Here is a 22,345-nt window from a genome sequence, read left to right as displayed (position 1 = left end):
GGCCGCGCTCCCGTGCTCCGCGCGCCGCTCGGACACCCCGCCCGAGCTTCACTTGCCGGTGCCGCTGTCCCAGAGCGCATAGAACGTGGAACGGGAAACAGGGGTGAGGCCGGGGTCGGCGAGGTCGAGTGCTTGGTCGGTGAGTCCGCCGGCGTCATCCTCGAGGTTCCGCCACCAGTAGCGGTGAGCGGTCCCGGACGAGTCCAGCTCGATTTGCTTGAGGGCCACTGTCTCGTGGTCGACCACGATCGCCTCCCACAGCCAGCGAGCTCCTTCGTCGACCAGGCCTTCGCGATCCGCGTACTCGTAGTACCGGCGAAGCTCGGAGCCCTCGTCCAACGCCCGATACCACGCGACGCTTGCCCGGAACGCGGCTTCGGTCTCCAGTGGCCAGCGCCGTTGTACCGCCAGACGCCGGTAGCGCATCTCCACGTCCGGCGGAAAATCGGTCATTGCCAGAGTATGCCGGTGGCACCGAGCCGCGAGTCGCGCGTTTGATGCTTCGCGGTTGTAGTGGGCATGAGCGGGTTGTGCTGCGGCGGCTACAGCCCCAGCGGCTGAGGCCGCGGGAAAGAACAAGACTGTTTTTCGGTGCGGTCACTGCGCATCCTCGATGTCACTGAGCATCGATTGCGGGGAGCGCTTGAGTGACCATCACTGAGATCGACGTCGAGCAGGAGTACCTGGCGGTTTTGTACGCTCGGGTGGATGCCCTGCGCGAAGAGGCGGCCACGCGGTTGGTGGCCGCGCGTCGCGCCGGCGAAGACCCCGCGGCGATGGCTACCTGGCAAGCGGAAGTGACCCGTCTCGACGCGGTGGAACAGGGGCTGTGCTTCGGGCGGCTGGACATGCGCGACGGCCGCCGTGTTTACGTGGGTCGGCTGGGATTGTTCCCGGACACGGATGACGAACCTTTGATGGTGGACTGGCGCGCACCGGCGGCTCAGCCGTTCTACGTCGCGACCGCGACCGAGCCGCACGGCGTCCGCCGACGACGGCACATCACCACGCGAGGCCGCAGGGTCGTCGCGCTCGACGACGAGTTGCTCGACCCGGACAACGCCGCCGACGACAGCCTGGTCGGGGAGGGCGCGCTGCTGGCGGCGGTGACAGCGGACCGGACCGGGAGGATGCGCGACATCGTCACGACCCTGCAAGCCGAGCAGGACCGGATCATCCGGAGTGGGCACCAAGGAGTGCTCGTGGTGCAGGGTGGCCCGGGAACGGGAAAGACCGCCGTCGCGTTGCACCGGGTCGCCTACCTGCTCTACACGCATCTCCACCTCCGTGCCCGCGGTGTCCTGGTCGTGGGCCCCAGCCGGCTCTTCCTCGACTACATCGGCCAGGTCCTGCCCGGTCTGGGCGAGAACACCGTGGTGACCGCGACCATCGCCGACCTGTGCCCGGGCGTCTGCGTCAGCCGCGTGGATCCACCCGAGACCGCCGAACCCAAGGGCCGGGTGGGCATGGCCGAACGGTTGAGGGCGGCGGTGCGCGCCCGGGTCCGGATTCCCGACGAGCCGATCGACATCGAGTTCGAACAGCAGGAACTGCGGCTCGAGCCGGAGACCTGCCGCCGTGCCGTGCAGAGGGCGCGGCGGACCGGGCTGCCGCATAACCGGGCCAGGCTCGTGTTCGCGCGGGAGATCGTGGACGCACTTGCCCAGGGACTGATCGAGGAAATGGAGAGGGTGGTGCTCTCCGATACCGGCGAAGCTCTGGATGGCGGCAGCCTTGATGGCCGGCTGAGCGAAGCCGACCTGCGCGCGTTGGCGGCCGCGGGTGTCGTGATCGGCCGGAATGATCACGACGGACCGACGAACCTGCTGGACGAGATCGACAAGGCCCGTCTCCGGGACAGCCTGCTGATCGATGCCGGCGTCCAGGACGTGCTCGACGGCCTCTGGCCGCTGCTGACTCCGCAGGAAGCGGTGTCGGACGTCGTCGACAGTCCGGGCGCCGACTGGAGCGTCGCCGACGTCCCGCTGCTGGACGAGGCCGCAGCCTTGATCGGCCAGGGCGGCAGCCCGGCGACGTTCGGGCACGTGGTCGTCGACGAGGCACAGGAACTGTCCGCCATGGCGTGGCGGATGCTGATGCGTCGCTGCCCCAGCAGATCGATGACCGTCCTCGGCGACCTCGCTCAGACGGGGAACCCGGCGGGCGCCTCTTCGTGGGAACGGGTGCTGCGGCCGCACCTGAACGACCGTTGGCGGCTGGCCGAGCTCACGGTCAACTACCGCACACCATCGGAGATCATGGCCGCCACCGCGGACCTGCTCGCCGCCAGCCATCCGGGGCTGCGGCCACCCCGGTCGGTCCGCTTCACCGGCCGGCCCCCGTGGCGCCTGCGCACCACCCCCGCCGAGCTGCCAAAGGTCGTCGCCGACCTGGTAGCGACGCACTCGGAGGGCCAGCTGGCGATCATCGCCCCGAGCAGGCATCTCGGACGGCTGGCCGCCGAGTTGTCCCTGGCCACGCTGCCGGATCTGACGGATGAAGTGGTGTTACTGGCTCCTCAGCAGGCCAAGGGACTGGAATTCGACTCGGTCGTGATCATCGACCCGGTGGCGATCCTCACCGCGGGACCGCTGGGCCACAACGACCTGTATGTCGCCATGACCAGAGCCACCCACCGGCTGGGCATCGTGCATCCCGGCCCCCCGCCGGACGAACTGGCGGCCATCCCGGAACTCACATCCTGACGACACCGCTCGACCTCCCCGCCCGTCCGCTCATGCCACGAGTCGCGTCCTGCCGTGCCGATGATCGGCTATCTTGCGGTGGTGGATATCCAGGTGCTGGAGGGTGCGCTGGTCGAGGTGCCGACAGCCACAGCGACAGGCATGGACCGGCGCGCGTTCGGGGAGTTCGTCGGCCCGCAGGGTGAGCTGGCGTCGTACGCGTTCGGCTGGACGACGGGGTCGGACCCGCATGTCGCTCATCTGTCGGTCGGGATCGGCGCGGGCAACCCTGGCGGCGGAACCTTCCACGCCGTCGTCTTCGAAACCGAGGACGGGCATGCGTTCTCGCTGACCGACGACCCGTTCGAGCGGGTGCCGGAGGGTGGCCCGGACCTGACCGCGGACGAGGCGCGTGCCCATGAGGACCTGCCGTTCATCTGGTGGGTCGCCGACCGGATCATGCAGCGCGATCGGCGGGCTTGGTGGATGCTGCACTGGCTTCTGCGCACCACCTGTATCCAGACCCGTGAGATCTTCGAGCGAAGCGAGCCGATTCTGCTTGTCCAGCACGATGCCGAGGACGGCATGTGGCAGCTCATCGGCGCTTCCGACGCGGACGGCGGCACCGGCAAGATCGGTCATCTGCACCATGCCATCGACGAAGACCAAAGCCTGATCGACACCCTCGACCTGCCACCCGGCGGCAGCGCGACACGGGCAGGCGCCGAAAGTCCCTGGAATCGTCACCTCTAGAGTTGCAACGCACTCTCATACCGCAAGACTCGCGCCATCCGCCGCTCCGTGTCCGTCCAATATGGACATTCGCGCGGGCCGTGGGCCTCTGGCTGGAACCGTTCGGGTGGTCAGTCGCCCTTGGCCAGCCGGTCGTTGATCCGGCGGGCAAGCTCGCCGGTGAAACCCGCGGCCGGCACGGTGTGGCCGAGAGCGGTGACGATCGTGTCGAGATGGGTGTCCACCGTGCCTTCGATCAACGTGGTGAGTGTCGCGGTGGTGGATCGGGCCCGGCTCCACCCCACCGCGACGGCGCCGATTCCGGCCAGCGCCGCGGGATACCAATAGATCCCGAGGCCGAGGTACAGCAGGCCCCAGCCGACGAGCCTGGTGGCCGACCTGAACTGGGATTCGGCCGCCTGCACTGGAGTGCGGACCGTTTCCGGGACCAGTAACCACAGGCGCGGCCACACCAAGCCCAGATCGAGGCCGTGGTACTGCCCGGCGATCCGGGCGTTCAGCAGCCGGAACCGCTCGCCGATCCAGGCCGGATGCCGTGGACGGTAGGCGGAGACCGGATCCACCCCCGCCTTGGCCGCCGCTCGATCGAAGAGCCTGCCGCGTAAGGCCACCAGCCCCCGCGCGAGCCAGGCGGCAGGCCCGCGCCACGGTCTGGTCCACACCGCCTCGGCCAGGCTGCCGACCGCCTGCGCGGCCATGGCCGTCGCCGTGGCACCGGCCAGCAGGAAGACTGCCGCCGCGACCGGCAGGCGTGGTGCCTCCCGCACGATCCAGCCGGTCACCGAGACGAGGTCGAACGCCGAGCGGTGCCCCAGCCGGGCCGCGCACACCACCGCGGCGATGAACAGCGCCCCCGGCAGCACGAGGGTCGCGACCCATCGCTCGGCGAGTTTGCCGCTCAGCGACGATAAGAAGGGGTTCACGGCGTCGCGCCCGTCGGCAGCATCGGCTCGTTGTCGAACAAGGCGCAGACGGGCGGGTGCCCGTTGTCGTCCCGATGGTCGTGGCGCATGCACACCTTGCGCGGGCAGCTGTACTCGCCGCGTCCGGTCCTTGGCGGACGAGAGCTCCGCGTGCTGGGATATACGGGCATGCGGTCGGGAGTGCCCGCGCTCCTGGTCGGCTCCGCCGATTCGGCATCGAGCAGGTCGAACTGCCGGCACGCGTCCAACGCCGAACCACCCGCGCGCACGCGGGAGGCGGCACGTTCCAGCCGGTCGGTCCACCGGCCGGCGACGGCGGCCTGGCGCAGATCCGACATGGCGGTGCACCACAGAACAAGCGCTTGTCCCTCGTCGAATGCCGCCACTTCGCCCCTCCCTTGTGCCATCCTGAATCGTCTATCGCACCGTAGTGGGTGGGCGAGGGGAGGGGTGGGCATCTCGCTCTTGGAACGCATCCTCCGTTGCCTGGAAACAAGCGAATCCGACGAGGTCACCACACCCGAGGCCGTAGCGGACGCCGCTCGTCTGGTCCTGCCCGCCATCGGTACCGGTTTGCCTCCCGAACTGCTTCGGCAACTCGGAATGCTGCACTGGCTGCGGCATTGCGCCCTGCCGCCGGGCGGTATCGGGCCTGATATCCAGATCTGCACGGAACTGTTCGCTCCGCTCGCCGAATCCTTCCCGGGTGTGGTGCCACCACCGGTGCTCGGCTGGCTTCGGGAAAACCACTATGCGGGACTCACGCCCGCGCAACTCGGACCGTTCTACGCGTCGGTGATCACCGACGCCGCTTTGACGGCCGCGGACCCCGTCCTGACAGACCTGGGGATAGCCGCATGTCGAGCCGCCGTCGACGCCGGCGGTGAGGTCGACCGTCCGGCGCACCTGTTCAACCTGATGACGCTGGCGAACCAGCGCTTCGAGTGGACGGCCGCCGAGGCGGATCTGGACGACGCCGTCGCAGCGGGCCGCGCGGCACTCGAATCGGCCGAGCACCCGATCGCCCCGGCGGTCCGGTTTCCCCTCGGGCTTGCGCTGCTTACCCGGTTCGGGATCCGAGGGCGGGAACGGGACCTCGCCGACAGCACGGTGCTCCTGCGCGAAGTGGCGTCGTCTCTGCCGCTCGGTGACCCGGACCGCGTCGCCTGCCTGTCGCAGCTCGCCGTGGCCTTGGAGACCCATTGCAATATCGGCGGTCCGCTCGCCGTGGTCGAGGAGTACGTCGAGGTGACCCGGGAAGTCCTCGCAAGCTGCGCTCCGGACGACCCGGCATTCGGTGAAGCGCTCCTGTTGCGAGGCAGCGCCCTGCGCGTCAGGTTCGTCCGTACGGGCGATACCACCGACATCGCGGAAAGTGTCCGATATTTGCGGGAGGCTCTGGGGAACCTCCCCGAGGGCAGCGAGTCGCATGTCCCCGCGCTGCTCAACCTCGCAAGCTCGCTCCAGACCCGGTTCTCGTACGCCTCGGCGTTCACCACACCTGATGGTCCCGACGAGGCCGACCTGTCCGAAGCCATCACCCTGGCCAGGAAGGCCGACGCGGCCGTTGGTGAAAACCACCCGCTGAGGTGGGCGGTCGAGGCCACGCTGGCGACTGTGCTCCGAGCCGAAGGCACGGACCCTGCCGAGGTGACACGGGCGGCAAGAGCGGCCTTGGCGGCTCTGCCCGCGGACAGCCCGCTTCGGGGGACCGCGCTGCTGTCCCTCGGTGAGGCACTTCGCCGCCTGTACCGGGCATCCGGTGGTCAGGAGGTCCTCCGGGAAGCCGTGGACGTCCTTCGTGAGGCGAAGACGGCCGGCGCAGGCGGTCCGCTCGGTCGGACGCCGATGCTCACGGCCCTGTCGATGGTCCTGTACGAGACGGTCAAGCTGGCGGACACCGACGGCGAGATCGATGACGGTGAGCTCGACGAAGCCATCGAGACAACGAGAGTGGCCGCGCGGGACATCCCCGATGACACGGTGATCCGCGGCCAGCAGCTCTGGCAGCTGGCGGAACTGCTGCGGTGGCGTTTCCTGCGCACAGGCCAGGCCACGAACCTCGACGAACGGATCGAGACGCTGCGGGCGACGGTGCCGCTGGCCCCCGACGCCCCCGCGTTGACGCAGTGTTTGTCCGCGCTCGTGGACGCACTCAGCCTCCGGTACAGCCGCAATCCGGACCCCGCCGACCTCGACGAGTCCGTCGCCGCGTTGTGCCGGATCGTCGAGTCCCTGCCCACGGGCGACCCCCGGCTGCCCGACCTGCAGGCGGACACCGCGTTGGCGCACCTGCAACGCTTCGATGCCAGGGGCGAGCCTGCCGACAGGGAGACGGCGACCCGGCTGATCCGCTCGGCGCTCGCCGCTACCGGCGACTCGAGCCGCTATCGGATACTCGGCGTTCTTGCCGCGATCCTCAGCTCGACAGCCACCTCCGAGCGCGATCCCGAGAAGCTGACCGAAGCCATAGAAGCCTGCCATGCGGCGACGCCACCCGGCGCGGTTCCGAAGGTGGCGGTCACCCTCACCCTGGGCAACGCGCTCATATCCCGCTACGAGAACACCGGTGCCGAAGCGGACCTGGAGGCGGCGGCCACGACTTTGCGGTCCGCTTTGGCGCACGCGACCGAGATGAACCGGGTCATGCTCGTGAACAATCTCATCCAGGTGCTTCGCATCCGCTTTTTTCGCCACGGCGACCGAAGCGCCCTGGCCGAGGCGATCGACAGGGGGAAGGCAGCCCTGAGGGAAAGCCCCGACGCGTTGCTGCTGGCGGGAAATGTCGCGGCCGCACAGACGGATCGGTACGAATGGGCCCGCGACTCCGCCGATCTCACCGAGGCCGTCGACGCACTGCGGTCGGTGCTCGGCCGGGCCCGGCCGGACAGCCCGGATCTGCCGACGTTCCGGTTCTATCTCGGCCATGCCCTCCGGGCCCGTTTCCAGGCCACGGCCTCGATCGCGGATCTGGACGAGGCGATCGCGGTGTTGCGGCCAGGCCTCGCTTCGGTCAGGTCGCGCGACCAGAAGGTTCAATTCAGCCTGATGCTGGGAATCGCGCTGTCACTTCACGGGCAGTGGTCGAACGACCAGGTCGCGCTCGCCGAGGCGAGCGAATTGCTGCGGGTCGCGGCCGACGGGCTACCAGTGGCGAGCCCAGGCCGGAACACGGCGGGGATCTTCTTGGCGAGCACGCTGCGCCTGCGTTTTCTCAACTCCGGAGAAGACATTCTGCTCGCCGAAGCGATCGAGATCGGCAGGGATGTCCTCGCCCGCACTCAGGACGAGGAGGCCAACCGGGCGTACGCCCTGATCACGCTGGGCACCCTGCTGGCCCTGCGGTTCGAGCGGACCGGCGACGTCGGGGTGCTGACCGAGTCGATCGAGGTGCTGCGCCGCGGGGTGGCCGCCGCGGGCACGAACGACGCGATAACGGCGAACGCGTTGTCCGAGCTGGCGCACGCACTGCGTGGCCGGTTCAGCATCCTGGCTGAGTCCGCCGATCTGAACGAGGCCATCGAGGCCGCGGAGCGCGCCACGACCCTGCCGGGCACGACACCGGCCGAACGGAGTGCCCAGTTCACCGCACTGGCCGTCGGCCTGCTGACCAGATCGCTGGCCACCGGCGATCTCGACGACCTCGACGCCGCCGTCGACCTGGGGCGCGAGGCCGCCCGCGCGCCCAACTGGCACGCCGCCTCGGCGATCAACCTGATGACGCTGGGGCTGGCACTGTGGTCCCGGTTCGATCGGACCGGAACGGTCTCCGACCTCAATGCCGCCATCGACGCGTTGTTCGAGGCGGCGGAGGACGCCCATCCCGGGCACATCATGCGGCCCATCATGCTGACCAACCTGTCCAACGTGCTACGCACGCGGGCGGGTCTGCTCGGCTCTGTCGCCGACCTCGACGCCGCCGTGGAGGCCGGGCGATCGGCCGTCGCGGCCGCGCCGGCGGACCATCCGGCGGTGCCGATGTGCCTGATGAACCTCGGGACCGCGCTGCACCTCCGGTACCTGGAAAAGCAGGACACCGCGGACCTCGACGCCGCGGTCGCGGCCTTGAACGAGGCGGTGGACCGCAGCACGCCCCAGAGCCCGAACCGGAGAGAGATCCTGATCAACCTGGCGGGGCTGCTGCGCGCCCGCCGTGACCGGCGTCCGAGCCGGGACGCACTGGACCGGGCCGTCGCACTCGTCCGGGAGGCGATCGCGATCACCGACGTCACGCACTCGATGTACCCGCTGTGCGTCCTCAGCCTCTCGACCGTGCTGCACACCCGGTACGACCGCGGTGGGGACGACGCGGACGCGGCCGAATCGATCGAGTCGGCCAGACGGGCGATAGACAGCATGACCGCCGGTGACCCGCGAGTCGCGGTGGCCTGGGTGACGCTGGGAAGGCTGCACGAGCGCAGGCGCGTCGAAGGCAGGCGCGACGTCGACGCCGCGGTCGCCGCCTACCGAACGGCGGTCGAATCTCCCGCTGCCGCACCGACGTATCGGGCGGCCGCGGCCAGATTGTGGGCCGAGACGGCCGTCCGGCACCGTGATTGGACCTCCGCGACGGAGGCCTTCGGCGTCGCTGTCGCACTGTTGCCCCATGTGGCCTGGCACGGCATCGAACGCGACGCGCGCGAGCGCAGGCTGACGATGTGGGAAGGCCTGGCGAGGGTGGCCGCCGCCGCGGCACTGGAGGCCGGCGACCCCGGCCGTGCTGTGGAACTGCTCGAGCAGGGCCGCTCCGTTCTGTGGTCGCAGGCACTGCAGACCAGGGACGACCTGTCGATGCTGCGGGAACGTGACCGCGCGTTGCACGATCGCCTGCGCGCCGTGGCGGCGAAGCTGGCGGCCACCACCGCGCCCGACATTCCGGAGGCCGCCGCCACGACCGATCCGTGGAGCGACCCGAGCCAGCGTATGCAGTCCGACCGGATCAAGCTGGCCGAGGACTGGGACCGGTTGCTTGCCGAAGCACGCGCCTTGCCCGGACTGGAATACCTCCTGAGGATCCCGCCGCTGGCCACCCTCCGCGAGGGCCTGCCCGCCGGTCCCGTCGTCCTGCTCAACGTCGACGAAGCCCGATGTGACGCCTTGATCGTGCACGAGGACCGCGACGTCGACCACGTCCCGCTACCTGATCTGTCGTACGTGGAGGCCGGACGACAGGCAGAGGGATACCTGCGGGCGTTGAAGCTGCTGGAAAACCCCGGCGGACCCGGCGACCTCGTCACCACCGGCGCCAAACAAACGGTGCACGCGACCCTGGAATGGTTGTGGGACACCGTAGCCGAGCCGGTGCTGACCCGGTTGGGCTACACCGGGCACGATGAGCCGTTGCCACGACTGTGGTGGTGCCCGACCGGATCACTGACCCTGCTCCCGCTGCACGCCGCCGGTTACCACGACCCGGCCGACACACCCGCCGGGCGCACGGTGATCGACCGCGTGGTGTCGTCCTACACACCGACACTGCGCGCGCTGGCGAAGGCGAACACCGCGAGCGCGGTCAAGCCCGCCGACCGACGCATCCTCGTGGTCAGCATGCCGGAGACCCCGCCGGTTCCCGGCAGCCCGGCCATGTGCCCCCTGCCCGGTGCCCGGGCGGAAGCCGAGTTCGTTTCTCGTGCGCCCTCCTTCACCGGCACGGTACGTGTCGCCGACACCGCCACCCACGCCGCGATAACCGCCGACCTGCGCACCCACGCCTACGCACATTTCGCCTGCCACGGCGGGCAAAACCTGCGGCAACCGTCAACCGGCAGCCTCTACCTGTGGGACAAACCACTGAGCGTGCTCGAGGTAGCCGAACTGGATCTCGAGCACGCCGAACTCGCCTACCTGTCGGCCTGCAGCACGGCGATCGGTGGCACGGATCTGCCCGACGAGGCCATCCATCTCGCCGCGGCGCTCCAGCTCGCGGGTTACCGGCAGGTGATCGCGACCCTGTGGACCATCACGGACCGGACCGCGGTCGAGGTGGCCGAGACGATGTACACCGGACTGCTCGGACCTTCGGGTCTGCGTCTCGACGACACCGCCCATCTGCTCCATCGCACCGTGCGCGCCTTGCGCGACTCGGCCCCCCGCAACCCGGCCATCTGGGCCCCGTACGTCCACTTCGGACCGTGAAGGACAGGTGCACGCCTCGGCCCGCCGGCTCGTTTTCGCCGGGCGATTGTCGTCGTCGTGGTGGGATGGTGTCATGGTCGAACTGCCGATCCGTGATCGTGCCGGCAACGCCTTGATCGAGTTTCGTTCCGTCACGGAAGACGAGTTGGGGCGTCTGGTCGAGCAGGTGACCGTGCCCGCGTCGTTGGTTGTCGCTGTCCACGCGCACGCAGTCCTGATGATGTTCGATGGCCGGCGGAGGCAGTGGGAGCTTCCGGGAGGAATGAGGGAAGCGGGTGAGAGCCCGCGCGAGGCCGCGGTACGGGAGCTGGGTGAGGAGACCGGCATCCACGGCGTGGACTTGTCCTTCGCCGCCGTGGCCGAGTTCGATCTCACGAAGCCGGAGCGCCGGGAACTCCTGGCCGTATATCGGGTTCGGCTCCAAGTCATGCCTCGGCTGACCGTCAACGACGAAGCGCTGGACTTCCGATGGTGGCTACCATCGGAGCCGGTGAGCGAGGATACGAGCCCGCTGGACGCCGAGATCGCCAGGCGCGTGGCCCGATCATGCCGCGATGAGGATGGGTGAATCGGATGCGACGATACTTCCGGTTCCCGGCGGCAGCCGAATGTCCACATAGGACAATTCAGCGCGGGCCGCGCTCGGTTTTCCGGGGAATGCGTCCCCTTGCCCCGATCTGCGAAGATCGAGGCAAGGGGACGGCCGGACGCGCCGGCTGCTCGACTTCCTCGCCCACCGGAACGAAGGGAAGATCTCGTGGCTGACCGCGGCGCCGAGGACACCTGGGACCTGATCGTCACGCCGTGGCACGTCGACGAGTACATCCCGGCCTTTCCGATGCCTGCCACCGCGACCCGGGTCACCCCTCCGGATCTTCCCGCGGGCCCCGCCGCCGCGCGGATGAGCCTGCTGCACCAGGCGGCACTCGGCGCGGTGACGCGCGCCGCCAGGCCCTTGGTGCTGTCCGGTGACTGCCCCACCACTCGCGCGGTGGTGGCCGGGTTGCAGCGTCGTCATCGTGACCTGGCCGTATTGTGGCTGGACGCCCACGGCGACTTCAATACCCCGGCCATCTCGACCAGCGGGTACCTCGGTGGGATGGCACTGGCCATGCTGACCGGCCGCACGCCTGACCTGTTCGACGACACGCTCGGCCTGAATCCCGTCCCGGAGACCAACGTCGTACTCGCCGATGCCCGCGATCTCGACCCCGCCGAGCGCGAAGCCCTCGCCGCCGGTGATGTCCGTCGTGTACCCGCCGATCCCGCCGCGATCACGTCGGCCCTCGGGCGGCTCGGCCCGGTCCCCGTCTACCTCCACCTCGACATCGACGTCATCGACGGCGCCCAGCTGCCCGGCGCGCGTTTTCCCTCCGGCCCCGGCCCTTCCCTCGCCCAGATCGAGGAGTGCCTGTCCGCTGCCGGGGCGGCCACCAGCCTCGTGGGCGCCTACCTGGCCTGCGCCTGGCTCCCCGAACACGCCGACGACAGGTCCAGCCGCCACACCATGACCCGCCTCGCCGCAGCACTCGGCGCCGAACTGGCCTGGCCGGAACCCGACGGCGGTTGACTCAGGTCAGCGCCGCCGGCAACTCGGCCGCGGCGCGGCGGCCGCTGTCGATGGCGCCGTCGATGAAGCGTGCACCACGGATCCAGGGCCGCAGCTGCGGGTGGCCGGGCACTGGCTGGTCGAACGGACCGGCCGCACCGAGGACGACCTGCGGCAGGTCCGGCGGGCCGTGGAACTGTCCGGGCGGCTGTCCGGGCCGTGGTTGCGCGTAACCGGCGTCAAGCTGATGGTGGACGGCGTGATCGACAGCTGCACAGCGGCGATGAAGGCCCCGTTCGCCGACGGCAGCCATCCAGGACAACTGGCGGGCAGTGCTCGGCGACGACCGGGTGCGGCGCGGATACCCGTGGCGGGAACTCGCCGCCGCCGGCGCGGTGCTCGCGTTCGGCTCCGACGCTCCGACCGCGCCCCACCCGCCGCTGCCGGACATGTTCATCGCCACCACCCGGCGGTCGGCGTCCGACCCCGGGTTGCCTGCCAACACCCCGGAATACGCGCTGCCACTGGCCTCGCGCACGGCACCCGGCACGCCGCGTACTCCTGCCGCTGAGAGGGTCTGACCGGGCGACTGGCACCGGGGCTGGCGGCGGACTTCGCGGTGCTGGACCACGATCCTCTCACCGAGGCCCTGATTCCCTGTTGCGCACCAGGGTCCGGCGGACCGTCATCGCGGGCGAGGAGCGTGCCGGCTCATGACGCTCCCGCATGGCACGCGCGGTGAGAACCTACAGGCGCTGGCTTGTGGGTTCTCATAATCGTGGACGCTGCCTCGCCGGCCATGTCGTGTGGATGTCATCGAAGACGTTCTGGTGTGGTCCAGGGCCGTGGTCCGGGTGTGCCGCGTCCTCGGTGGAACAGCCCCGCCTGGCGCGAGGTCAAGCCTCGATCGCGCGCAGGCACCGTTCCGCCTGCTGCCGGAGCGCGCCTTCGAGTTCCGGCGGTCCGCTGACCAGGGTGAAATCGGTCTGGACCGAGGTGATCATCCACACCAGGTCGGACGTCGTCGGAGCGCCGAGGTGCAGGAGGCAGCGGTGCTCGTCGACGGCCTCGACGGCGCCCATCCCCGGCCACACCCGGTCGGCCACCGCGTCGGCCGATTCGTGCAGCTCGACCGTCGCCTGGCACGGCCAGGCGCGCGCGGAGAGCTGCTGCGCCAGATAGGCCGCGACGTCGTCGAACGGCGGCTCGCGGGGCGTGAACCGGGCGCCGGCGGGCGGTCGCGGGGTGAGGCGATCGACGCGAAAGGTGCGCCAGTCGTCGCGGTCGACGTCGAAGGCGACGAGGTACCAGTGCCTGCCGAAGTGGACCAGGCGGTAAGGCTCGGCGTGCCGCCGGGAGGCACCGCCGCGCGGGCTGACGTAGTCGAAGTGCAGGCGTTCGTGGTGGCGGCACGCGTTCGCGATGGTCATCAGCGTGTCCGCCGAGATCTTCGGGCCGGGTGCCACTCCGGCGCGCACGGTCGCGGTCTGGAGAGTGTTCACCCGATGCCGAAGCCGCGACGGCAGCACCTGCTCCAGCTTGGTGAGCGCGCGCAACGCCGTCTCCTCGATACCGGTGACCGAACTGCTCGTGGCGGTGCGCAGTCCGACGGCCACCGCGACGGCTTCGTCGTCGTCGAGCAGCAGCGGTGGCAGGGACGCGCCCGCGCCGAGCCGATAGCCGGGTGTGCCTTGGAGCGCGTGCACCGGGTAGCCGAGTTCCCGCAGGCGCTCGACGTCCCGTCGCACGGTCCGCGTGGTGACGCCGAGGCGTTCGGCCAGGTCGGTACCCGGCCAGTCGCGGTGGGTCTGCAGCAGCGACAGGAGCTTCAGCAGTCGTGCGGACGTTTCCAGCATGGTTTTGATTCTGCCGTCCGGTTAGGACCGAAGTTGTCCTAACCGGGCTCTAGCGTGGTCTTCATGACACAGGACATCCACCCTTTCTCGATCGACATCCCGCAGGCGGACCTCGACGATCTCGCCACGCGTCTGGCCGCCACCCGTTGGCCGAGCGAACTGCCGGACGTCGGCTGGAGCCGGGGTGTACCCGTCGGTTACCTCGCCGGACTCGCCGAGTACTGGCGCACCGGGTTCGACTGGCGGGCGCAGGAGGCCGCGCTCAACGCCCACCCGCAGTTCGTCACCACCATCGACGGCCAGCGCCTGCACTTCCTCCATGTGCGCTCGCCGGAACAGGACGCCACGCCGCTGGTCCTGCTGCACGGGTGGCCGGGCGGGGTGACCGACTTCCTCGACGTGATCGGGCCGCTTTCGGACCCGCGGGCGCACGGGGGAGACCCGGCCGACGCCTTCCACCTGGTGATCCCGTCCTTGCCGGGGTTCGGGTTCTCCACGCCGCTGGCCGGCCCGGGGATGAGCGCCGCGAAGATGGCAGGCCTGTTCGCCCGGCTGATGGCCGCGCTCGGCTACGAGCGGTACGGCGTGCACGGCTACGACACGGGTTCTTGGGTCGCGCCGGAGATCGGCAAGCAGGATCCGGAGCACGTGCTCGGCGTGCACCTCACCGCGATGATCACGTTCCCGATCGGCGCCGAGGGCGAACTGGACGACCTTCCCGAGGCCGACCAGCGCCGCTGGGAGTCGATGCAGAACTTCAACGACGGCTACCTGCAGTGCAACTCCAAGCGTCCGCAGACGGTGGCCTACGGCCTGCACGACTCGCCCGCCGGTCAGCTCGCGTGGATCGTGGAGAAGTTCAAGGAACTGACCATGCCCGAAGAAGCGCTGCCCGAGGAATGCCTGGATCGCGACCGCATGCTCGCCACGATCTCGTTGTACTGGTTCACCGGCACCGCCGGTTCGGCCGCCCAGGTCTACTACGAGGAGATTGCGGCGAACGACTGGAGCGGCGGCGAATCCGGGGACTGGGGATCCGGCGACTGGAGCGGCGCTGCGGCGCCGACCGTGCCCACCGGTGTGCTCGTGTCCGCGCACGACGTGACCGTCCGCCGGTGGGCCGAGCGCGACCACCACGTCGTGCACTGGACCGAACTCGGCCACGGCGGGCACTTCCTCGCCATGGAGGCGCCCGCCGCGCTGGTCGACGACGTCCGCGTGTTCTTCCGGAAGGTGCGCTGAGATGGGCGCCCGCGGGACCGCGGTGCTGAGCCCGCGGGCGCTCGACCGCGCCTTTCTCGGCAGGCGACTTCTCCTCGGCCGTGTCGAGCTCGGGGTTCTTGCTATGTCGCTCGCACTACAACGCCGTGCTTCGCGCTGACCCCTCGACCCGGCGAGCTGGGCGCATGATCGCGCCCAGCTCGCCGTCTTCGGCTACCGGTCCGGATTGGCGGAGCTCCGGCTCGCGGTGGTCATTTCCCATTCAGCGCCGGTGCGGCTCGCTCGGTGAGAGCGGACCGCACCGGCCTCCCCAGGAGTTCAGAGGCGCACGAGGCACTTCGTCGCGACCCAGCCGCTGCCGATGTACTTCCACAGATTGCCGCCGCAGGAGCCGTAATTCCTCCCGACAACGTTGTCGCAGGTCACGTTGTATAGTAAGCGCCGGACCCGGGGGTTCCGACGATCGACGAACTCCGGTCCGGCCGGTAATGGATGTTGATGGCCTACTTCGTTCGGTAGCTGCAGGTCGCCTGCGGCTCGACAGCCGCGACGCCGACCTGGACGACGGTCTTGTCGGGAACCGTGGGCGAGGTTGCCGCGAATGCCGCCGACGTCGAGAACCCCAGTGCGGCTATCAACATCGAAAATGAGAGGAGGAAACGCTTGAACGTTCACTTCTCCTTTGCGTTGAATGACTGCGGAACCCATTTGTAGCGCTCTTTCAGGCCTTGAATCTTGAAGAAATGGGAACCACGGTGCCCGACTGGGCCGGGGTCACGTCCGCCAGCGACCCGAATTCCCGGGTCAAGTGGGCTTGGTCGCTGTAGCCCACCGTTTGGGCCAGCTCGGCCAGGGATCGACGGGGACCGGGCAGGCGCAGCAGGTGCAGGCCGTGCTGGAAACGGATCACCCTGGCGGCGGCCTTCGGGGTCGACCCGATCTGTGTGCGGAACTGGTTCACCAGGTGCCTGCGGGTCCAGCCGACCTCGGCGGCCAGTCGCTCGATCGGGATGCGGCCATGGGAGTGGCGCAGCCGATACCACGCCCTCAGCACCTGCGGTGCGGGCCGCGGACCGGTCTCGGTCCACGCGGTGAGCGCGTCATCAAGCAACGCCATCCGCTCTGGCCAGCCCGTCACTTCCGTCAGCCTGGGCACAATCCGGTCAGCTTCGTGTCCTACGGCGTCGACCAGATCGATCACCATGTCAGTGACTTTCCACAGTGGAACGGCGAGCAATCCGTAAGCGCCAGGTGGCGTCAAATCTACATTGATGCTCGGTCCGTCGAATCGCGTCAACGTCGTGGGACGCGTACGCAAGCCGTACACCGCCGCTCTTGGTGCGGCGCCGGAGTCGGCCAGTTCCGGTGGCTCGCCGAGGCTGATGTCGATTTTCATTCGGGTTGACGGGACCAGGCGCAGCCGCGCCCACCCTCCCGGCTGCGGCCGATACCCCCGAACAGCGTGCACATACGCCGCCAATCTCGGCGACGGAATATGGTCGACGACGTCCGGCACCCCCTTCGTGCCGCCGATCTCCTCGACCAGGAACCCGTGTTCCGAGCATCCCGTAGCCATAGCAAGCCCCCGGTACTCGGCTATGGCCATCGTCGGGAAATGGCACCGCCAAGTCGTCGCACAGGGGACGGCATTTCGCGCTACGTCGTACATCCGAACCTGGTGCCTGCGACACCCGCATTTCGCGCTTGCCGGCGTGTGCGTAGTCGGCCGGATCTGCCATTGACAGTCCACAAGGGATTTCAGGATCTTCGTTATGCGACGGCGGCTCCCCACGGCGCGGCCAGTCCCAAAGTTTCGACTTCGCCGGGGAGCGTCCCAGTCCCTTTCCGTTCGGCTTGGACGTCTACGGCACGCAACCGAGCAAGGCAGCATCGACGCTGATGTCCCGGTGGGCACCGATCAGGAGATCCGGGAGTCCTGGCTTGCCCAGATCACAGCCTTGCTGCGGCACGACCAACCGAGCAGCGCCCCTGAATCACATCGACCACAGTGGCACCGAACACCTGCCGCCTCCGCGGAACGCCCTCGCAGCCGACCGGAGCGCTCAGCCCGGCGGATGCGGCTCCGGCGCAGGGGCGGCGGCGCGCGCCTTTTCGGATCGCCAGTCCGTGACGGCGTGCGTCTTTCCAGCCATATGCCGGGACCACATTGCCACGATCGTCCCTGGGTTCCGGGCATCAGCCCGACCTCGGCTCGGGCAGCCGAGGCCTGAAGGTGCGGAATCCGGAGCGCGGGGGATCGGAAGCATCGATAACGGCACCGGGCATGGTGATGGCACCGATCGGGGGACGAGTTCATCGAGCCGACGCTGGCATACTGCCCGATTGTCGGACCGTGACGTGGGGAGCGCCATGGGGAACGAGACAGCGGGAAGCAGACGCCGGGGCCGGGTCGCCAAGGCACCTGCGGGTACTGATCCTGCGGCGGTATTCGCCCGGCAGTTGTGGGAACTCAAGCAGAACGCGGGGGACCCCTCCTACGCCGCGATGCGTCAGGAGCACGGCGCGCTGGTGTCGGCGGCGGCATTGTCCGCGGCGGCGCGGGGCGCGCAGCTGCCTTCCTGGGAGACGACGTGGGAATTCGTCCGCTCTCTGGCGGTCGGCGTCCTCGGCCAGGATGAACAGCGAGTTCACGCCCAGTGGCGAAAGCGGTGGGAACAGGCGGCCGCCGCGGTCAGGACCCCGGCGGAGACCTCGCCCCCGGCCGCGGATCCGGCGCGGGCCGCGCCCGTGGAGAGCCCGGCGGCAGCGCCGTGGTTCAGGCGGCGCCGATGGTGGATCTTGGGTGCCGTCGCCGTGATCGGCGTGCCGCTGGCCATTGTGCTGTGGCCGCAGGCGGAAACACCGGGGCCTGCCACGATCGCGGAACCGTGTGAAGCGACATGGCTATGCCTATACCGGAATATCGGCTTCGAGGACATGAACTTCCGGACCCAGCGGCAGAACACCTGCTGGCGTCTTGCCGACTACCACCTCCAGGACGCTGTCTTCTCCTATGACAACAATCTTCCCGTCGTCGGCCGATTCTACGACGTGGCGAAAAATCATACTGGGACGATGCGCGCCGGTGACAGCAGTCAAGACAGTTCGATGTTGCCCGGTGCATACTGGTTCTGTACTGGCTCCGCCAGGCCGTGACGCGACCGGTCAGAGCTGAAAGTCAAAGCTCTGACCAGCTGATATGCTGCGATTTCGCTATAGTTGAAACAGAGTCCGGATCACCCTTCCCCTGGTCGTCGGACTGCTTCTACAGTGGCCACGCCATAGCAGAGCAGCATGGCTCACTTCACAATTTTCCGGGAGCCAACTGCGCAGATACACGACAGGGGTCTTCATCATGAGAAAAACTCAAGGCATTATGCTGGGCATATGCATGGCCGCAATGGTGTTCCTGGCCGGCGCTGGCACGGCGGGTGCTGCCGAAAGCAGCCGGCCTCGGACCACGGCAGATACGGGTGCCGTGGCATCGCCGAAATGTGGCGGCACCGAAAACTACGGTCCCATTCGTTACCAGGCATGCGTGCGATACAACTGCGACAGTACCTCTTGTTTCCACCGCGGATACATCGGATTGATCAACACGGCCACGAGCGCCCGAACGGTCACCTGGGATCTCTACTGGGCCATCAACAACGGAACCTTCGCCCTCGAGGCCACTGGCACCGTGCAGCTCGCCGCCGGTCAGCAGATGACGATCTACGCCCCGGACCGCGGCCTCAAGTCGGCCTGCAATGTCAGGGTCTGGCGGGGCCTGTTCGTTACCTACAGTTCCGGAACCAGCCCCGATCCCGCCATGGTCTATGACGACATGTCCTGCCGCTGACGCGCAGCGGTCAGCCGACTGGAGTGGTGGCTCTATCACCACTCCAGTCGAAGGCCTGTGCGTGCGAAGGGTGGCGCGTGCGGCCTGCACCGCGGCGCGTTCCGGGTGTGGCCGTTCATGCTCAGGTCGTCCTCGGCGAGCGCTGTGGCCAGGCTCGCGGCGACGGGAACGATGGACGCTCTGCGCCCGGTCTGGGCGGCGCCCGAGATCCTGCGCGCGGCCGCCGAGGGCCGTGTTCGAGCAGCCACGGAAGGTTCGCGGTGACCGAGGTCCGGTAGGAGTTCGGCGACGGACCGGAAGTCAACCTGTGCGGTAGCGATGTAGTCCCGGAGCCGGACGCGCGGCGACGGTTTCGACGGCTATCGTTCCCTGTGCGCCGACCGACGTGGCTGAGAACGAACGCTCCCGAAGCGGGCGACGCGGTGCTCGCGGTGTTCATGATCGCGTTCACCGTCGAGGCCGGCTTCGCCGTCGACCTCCCCGGCTTCCGGCCGTTCGACACGGCCGGTGTCATGCTGAGCGTGCTGGTCAACGCACCCCTGGCGGTTCGGCGGCGTGCGCCGCTCACGGTCTTCGTCCTCTTGCTGGCCGGATGGACCGCCTACCTGCTGCCGGGATATTGGCCGGGTGTCAGCGCGCTGGCACTGTTGCTCGGTCTCTACACCGTGGCCGCGTCCCGGTCCCTTCCGGTGACGGCACTGTGCGCGGCGGCCACGCTGGCGGGCGAGACCTACTCCGCCTGTCACTCCCAGCTGATCGGCTCGGTGTGGACGGCGGTTTTCCAGAGCATGCTGCTGACCGGCGTGGCCTGGGGTTTCGGCGCGAACGCGGGACGGCTGGCCCAGCGGAACGGCCAGCTGCGGGTGCTGACCGGGCAACTGCGCCTCGAGCAGGAGGACAGGGCGCGGCGGGCCGTCACGGAGGAACGGGTCCGCACCGCGCGTGAACTGCACGACGTCGTGGCCCACCACATGTCGGTCATCGCGGTACAGGCGGAGATGGCGCGGTACGTGTTCGAGTCGGACCCGTCGGCCAGCCGGACGGCGCTGGACGTCATCGGCCGCACCAGCAGCGAGGGACTGGACGAACTGCGGCGCATGCTGACGGTGCTGCGGTCCGGCGAAGACGACGACACCTACGTACCCGCCCCCGGGCTGGAGGGGCTGAAGGAGCTGGCGGCGAGGGTCGGCGCAGCCGGGGTGCATGTGGAGGTTTCCGTGCGGGGGACGGTCCGCTCGCTGCCCGACGGGGTGGGACTCTGCGTCTATCGTGTCGTCCAGGAGGCACTGACCAACGTCGTCAAGCATGCCCGCCCGGCCAGGGCATGGGTGTCGCTGACGTACGGCGCGGAGGAAGTGACGGTCCGGATCGCCGACGACGGCCGTTCCGAGCGGTTCCACGAGGGCACCGGACACGGCATGATCGGCATGCGAGAGCGTGCCGAACTGTATGGGGGAACACTCCTGGCCGGCGCGGGCGCGGAAGGGGGATTCGTGGTGACACTCGTGCTCCCGCTGGCGGGCAGGGGAGTCGGTTCATGATCGAGGTAGTGGTCGTCGACGATCAGGATCTGGTCCGCGCCGGGTTCGTCGCGCTGCTACGGGCCGCGCCCGGGATCACCGTCGTCGGCGAGGCCGCCGACGGACAGGAGGCAGTGGACCTGGTGGCGAGGCTGCGGCCGGACGTCGTCTTGATGGACATCCGGATGCCGGGCACGAACGGTGTGGTCGCGACGGAACGCATCCTCCCCGCGGAACGCGATCGTCCGACGCGCGTCCTGGTGCTGACGACGTTCGACCTGGACGAGTACGTGTATGCGGCCTTGCGGGCGGGGGCTTCGGGCTTCCTGTTCAAGGACGTCCGCGCGGAGCGGCTGGTCGCCGCGATCCACACGATCGCGGCGGGGGAGCAGCTGTTCGCGCCGTCGGTCATGCGGCGGCTGGTCGAGGCCTACACGAACCGGCCGGGCGGGCCCACCGGCGCTCGTGGACCGGAACTGGACTGCCTCACCGCCCGGGAGACCGAGGTGCTGCGCCTGGTCGGCAAGGGCATGACCAACGGCGGTATCGCCGGCGAACTGGTGGTGAGCGAATCCACGGTGAAGACGCACGTGAACCGCGCGATGACGAAACTCGGGCTCTCCAGCCGCGCGCAGATCGTCGCTGTGGCCTACGAGTCCGGTCTCGTCAAGCCGGGTGCCTGAGGCTTCCGGGAAGGAAGCCTCAGGACAGGTCATCGCCCGGTTTGCAGGGCCCGCCAGGTGTTCACGCCGGCGATCCCGTCGGCGTCGAGCCCTCGTGAGGTTTGGTAGCCCTTGAGGGCCGCGGTGGTCTTGGCACCGAACTTGCCGTCGACGGTCAGGTTCGCGGTGGTGGCGGCGTTGAGCGACCGTTGCAGCCGGGAAACGGCTTCACCGGACGAACCGTCCTGAAGTTGCGGAGTGGTACCGCGGGCCAGCAACGCCGTCCAGGTGTGCGAGTCCACCGAGCCCGTCTCCGCGAGTCCCACCTGAGCCTGGAAACGCTTCACCGCGGACACGGTCGCTGTATCCAGGACTCCGCTGGGGTCACCGGCACCGGTGTCCTGGCCGGCGGCGCGGAGCAGACATTGCGCCGTCTTGACCTCGGGCCGGGTGACGCCGGCGTCGAGCCGTGGATAGGGACCGTCGACACCTGCGTTCGTGCAACCGCGGGAGCGGGACACCAGCTCGGTCGCGGCTCGTTTGCCTTCGGCGGCCGCGTCGACGGCGTCGTGGATCGGCGACGCCTTGACACCGGGGAAGACGATGTAGTCGACGACCTTGCCGGACACCCCGCCCGAACGCGGGTCGGGGTTGATGCCGAGCGCCTTGGCCAGAGCGTAGGAGCCCTCGCCGATCGCTCCCGACGGGCCTACGTCGCCCACGACGGCATAAGCGACCCTGCCCTGGTAGACGACCGCGGCGACGGTGCCACCGGTGATTCCGGACCGGGCGTAACTCCAGGTCGAACTGATCCCGGGCACCACGACGTAGGGCAGTTTCTCGGCGTTCAGCGGCTTGCCGTCCGGCTGCGCCCACGCGGTCTGCCCCTGCCAAGAGGGATCGGTCGAGGCGTTGCACTTCTCGGTGCGCTGCCCGTCACAGTCGATCGTCATCCCGGACCGCCAGTGCACCGCGCCCCCGGTCGAGCACACCGGGATCGTGCGCGTACCGCCGCTGCGCTCGGCGTACTTCCCAGTGGACACCTGGTGAGTACACGTCGCGACCACCGCACTCAGCTCGGCGCCGGTCGGATCAGCGGCCGTGGCCGCCGTCGCCTCGTTGGCCGTCGCCAGGCCGAAGCCGACCATCATGGCCATCCCCAGCGCCACCGACTTCACCCGCATCGCGTTCCTCTTTCCCG

19 protein-coding genes are annotated in these 22,345 nt (G+C 69.0%); 12 read left to right on the top strand and 7 right to left on the bottom strand.

Going from position 1 to position 22,345, the window contains the following annotated elements; all coding sequences use genetic code 11:
* Positions 1 to 48: 48 nt before the first annotated feature.
* Entirely contained in the window at positions 49 to 453 is a 405-nt protein-coding gene (locus tag CVV72_RS13090; protein WP_219152700.1) for a hypothetical protein, read from the bottom strand.
* A gap of 200 nt (positions 454 to 653) precedes the next feature.
* Between CVV72_RS13090 and CVV72_RS13085 the strand changes: the two genes are divergently transcribed.
* Positions 654 to 2,705: an ATP-binding domain-containing protein gene (locus CVV72_RS13085; RefSeq protein WP_370641955.1), complete on the top strand. Its 2,052-nt coding sequence runs from the start codon at positions 654 to 656 to the stop codon at positions 2,703 to 2,705.
* An 81-nt stretch (positions 2,706 to 2,786) separates the two neighbouring features.
* Positions 2,787 to 3,437: a hypothetical protein gene (locus tag CVV72_RS13080; RefSeq protein ID WP_255632666.1), complete on the top strand. Its 651-nt coding sequence runs from the start codon at positions 2,787 to 2,789 to the stop codon at positions 3,435 to 3,437.
* A gap of 110 nt (positions 3,438 to 3,547) precedes the next feature.
* On the opposite strand, the gene CVV72_RS13075 is transcribed toward CVV72_RS13080, so the two are convergent.
* Complete coding sequence (locus tag CVV72_RS13075; protein ID WP_219152698.1) at positions 3,548 to 4,360, bottom strand: hypothetical protein; 813 nt, start codon at positions 4,358 to 4,360, stop codon at positions 3,548 to 3,550.
* Positions 4,357 to 4,698: a hypothetical protein gene (locus CVV72_RS13070; RefSeq protein ID WP_219152697.1), complete on the bottom strand. Its 342-nt coding sequence runs from the start codon at positions 4,696 to 4,698 to the stop codon at positions 4,357 to 4,359. Before CVV72_RS13070 ends, CVV72_RS13075 begins: the two co-directional genes overlap by 4 nt.
* Before the next feature lie 112 nt (positions 4,699 to 4,810).
* On the opposite strand from CVV72_RS13070, the gene CVV72_RS13065 reads away from it, so the two are divergent.
* The 3 genes from CVV72_RS13065 to CVV72_RS13055 all read left to right on the top strand — a co-directional run bounded on the left by CVV72_RS13065 (position 4,811) and on the right by CVV72_RS13055 (position 12,065).
* Positions 4,811 to 10,495 (top strand): CHAT domain-containing protein, encoded by a 5,685-nt coding sequence (locus tag CVV72_RS13065; protein WP_219152696.1) that lies wholly within the window; start codon positions 4,811 to 4,813, stop codon positions 10,493 to 10,495.
* Between the two features lie 73 nt (positions 10,496 to 10,568).
* Positions 10,569 to 11,063: an NUDIX hydrolase gene (locus tag CVV72_RS13060; protein WP_219152695.1), complete on the top strand. Its 495-nt coding sequence runs from the start codon at positions 10,569 to 10,571 to the stop codon at positions 11,061 to 11,063.
* A 189-nt stretch (positions 11,064 to 11,252) separates the two neighbouring features.
* Positions 11,253 to 12,065: an arginase family protein gene (locus CVV72_RS13055; protein WP_219152694.1), complete on the top strand. Its 813-nt coding sequence runs from the start codon at positions 11,253 to 11,255 to the stop codon at positions 12,063 to 12,065.
* 1 nt (position 12,066) lies between these two features.
* Here the strand turns inward: CVV72_RS13055 and CVV72_RS13050 are convergent, their stop codons facing one another.
* Positions 12,067 to 12,357, bottom strand: coding sequence for a hypothetical protein (locus CVV72_RS13050; protein WP_219152693.1), 291 nt, complete (start codon positions 12,355 to 12,357; stop codon positions 12,067 to 12,069).
* 19 nt (positions 12,358 to 12,376) lie between these two features.
* Between CVV72_RS13050 and CVV72_RS13045 the strand changes: the two genes are divergently transcribed.
* Entirely contained in the window at positions 12,377 to 12,625 is a 249-nt protein-coding gene (locus CVV72_RS13045; protein ID WP_219152692.1) for a hypothetical protein, read from the top strand.
* Positions 12,626 to 12,940: 315 nt separating this feature from the next.
* On the opposite strand, the gene CVV72_RS13040 is transcribed toward CVV72_RS13045, so the two are convergent.
* On the bottom strand, positions 12,941 to 13,900 hold the full coding sequence (locus CVV72_RS13040) for a YafY family protein (RefSeq protein WP_219152691.1): 960 nt from the start codon (positions 13,898 to 13,900) through the stop codon (positions 12,941 to 12,943).
* A 63-nt stretch (positions 13,901 to 13,963) separates the two neighbouring features.
* Between CVV72_RS13040 and CVV72_RS13035 the strand changes: the two genes are divergently transcribed.
* Positions 13,964 to 15,142, top strand: a complete 1,179-nt coding sequence (locus CVV72_RS13035; RefSeq protein ID WP_219152690.1) for an epoxide hydrolase family protein — start codon at positions 13,964 to 13,966, stop codon at positions 15,140 to 15,142.
* 700 nt (positions 15,143 to 15,842) lie between these two features.
* Here the strand turns inward: CVV72_RS13035 and CVV72_RS13030 are convergent.
* Positions 15,843 to 16,517 (bottom strand): helix-turn-helix transcriptional regulator, encoded by a 675-nt coding sequence (locus tag CVV72_RS13030; RefSeq protein ID WP_219152689.1) that lies wholly within the window; start codon positions 16,515 to 16,517, stop codon positions 15,843 to 15,845.
* A 974-nt stretch (positions 16,518 to 17,491) separates the two neighbouring features.
* Between CVV72_RS13030 and CVV72_RS13025 the strand changes: the two genes are divergently transcribed.
* The 5 genes from CVV72_RS13025 to CVV72_RS13005 all read left to right on the top strand — a co-directional run bounded on the left by CVV72_RS13025 (position 17,492) and on the right by CVV72_RS13005 (position 21,165).
* A complete protein-coding gene (locus CVV72_RS13025) occupies positions 17,492 to 18,277 on the top strand; it encodes a hypothetical protein (RefSeq protein ID WP_219152688.1) in 786 nt (261 codons plus the stop codon).
* Between the two features lie 235 nt (positions 18,278 to 18,512).
* Positions 18,513 to 18,962 carry a hypothetical protein gene (locus CVV72_RS13020; RefSeq protein WP_219152687.1) on the top strand — a complete coding sequence of 150 codons (450 nt, stop codon included), beginning with the start codon at positions 18,513 to 18,515 and terminating at the stop codon, positions 18,960 to 18,962.
* A gap of 57 nt (positions 18,963 to 19,019) precedes the next feature.
* The gene (locus CVV72_RS13015) at positions 19,020 to 19,226 is read left to right on the top strand and encodes a hypothetical protein (RefSeq protein ID WP_219152686.1); all 207 of its coding nucleotides are present in this window, start codon (positions 19,020 to 19,022) and stop codon (positions 19,224 to 19,226) included.
* Between the two features lie 107 nt (positions 19,227 to 19,333).
* Positions 19,334 to 20,503 carry a sensor histidine kinase gene (locus tag CVV72_RS13010; RefSeq protein ID WP_219152685.1) on the top strand — a complete coding sequence of 390 codons (1,170 nt, stop codon included), beginning with the start codon at positions 19,334 to 19,336 and terminating at the stop codon, positions 20,501 to 20,503.
* Positions 20,500 to 21,165 carry a response regulator transcription factor gene (locus CVV72_RS13005; RefSeq protein WP_219152684.1) on the top strand — a complete coding sequence of 222 codons (666 nt, stop codon included), beginning with the start codon at positions 20,500 to 20,502 and terminating at the stop codon, positions 21,163 to 21,165. Before CVV72_RS13010 ends, CVV72_RS13005 begins: the two co-directional genes overlap by 4 nt.
* Before the next feature lie 29 nt (positions 21,166 to 21,194).
* Here the strand turns inward: CVV72_RS13005 and CVV72_RS13000 are convergent, their stop codons facing one another.
* Positions 21,195 to 22,328 (bottom strand): peptidoglycan-binding protein, encoded by a 1,134-nt coding sequence (locus CVV72_RS13000; RefSeq protein ID WP_219152683.1) that lies wholly within the window; start codon positions 22,326 to 22,328, stop codon positions 21,195 to 21,197.
* Positions 22,329 to 22,345 lie beyond the last annotated feature (17 nt).

The sequence above is a fragment of the Amycolatopsis sp. TNS106 genome (assembly GCF_019330265.1).
GTDB classification, from domain to species: Bacteria; Actinomycetota; Actinomycetes; order Mycobacteriales; family Pseudonocardiaceae; genus Amycolatopsis; species Amycolatopsis lurida.
The sequence above is the reverse complement of the archived record's forward strand: the minus strand, read 5'-3'. Positions and strand labels throughout refer to the sequence as shown.

Excerpts from the sequence above, each read along its gene's own strand:
- CVV72_RS13090 (WP_219152700.1), bottom strand. The coding sequence starts at position 453 with ATGACCGATTTTCCGCCGGACGTGGAGATGCGCTACCGGCGTCTGGCG.
- CVV72_RS13070 (WP_219152697.1), bottom strand. The coding sequence starts at position 4,698 with ATGTCGGATCTGCGCCAGGCCGCCGTCGCCGGCCGGTGGACCGACCGG.
- CVV72_RS13060 (WP_219152695.1), top strand. The coding sequence starts at position 10,569 with ATGGTCGAACTGCCGATCCGTGATCGTGCCGGCAACGCCTTGATCGAG.
- CVV72_RS13050 (WP_219152693.1), bottom strand. The coding sequence starts at position 12,357 with ATGGCTGCCGTCGGCGAACGGGGCCTTCATCGCCGCTGTGCAGCTGTC.
- CVV72_RS13040 (WP_219152691.1), bottom strand. The coding sequence starts at position 13,900 with ATGCTGGAAACGTCCGCACGACTGCTGAAGCTCCTGTCGCTGCTGCAG.
- CVV72_RS13035 (WP_219152690.1), top strand. The coding sequence starts at position 13,964 with ATGACACAGGACATCCACCCTTTCTCGATCGACATCCCGCAGGCGGAC.
- CVV72_RS13030 (WP_219152689.1), bottom strand. The coding sequence starts at position 16,517 with ATGAAAATCGACATCAGCCTCGGCGAGCCACCGGAACTGGCCGACTCC.
- CVV72_RS13025 (WP_219152688.1), top strand. The coding sequence starts at position 17,492 with ATGGGGAACGAGACAGCGGGAAGCAGACGCCGGGGCCGGGTCGCCAAG.
- CVV72_RS13020 (WP_219152687.1), top strand. The coding sequence starts at position 18,513 with ATGGCCGCAATGGTGTTCCTGGCCGGCGCTGGCACGGCGGGTGCTGCC.
- CVV72_RS13005 (WP_219152684.1), top strand. The coding sequence starts at position 20,500 with ATGATCGAGGTAGTGGTCGTCGACGATCAGGATCTGGTCCGCGCCGGG.
- CVV72_RS13000 (WP_219152683.1), bottom strand. The coding sequence starts at position 22,328 with ATGCGGGTGAAGTCGGTGGCGCTGGGGATGGCCATGATGGTCGGCTTC.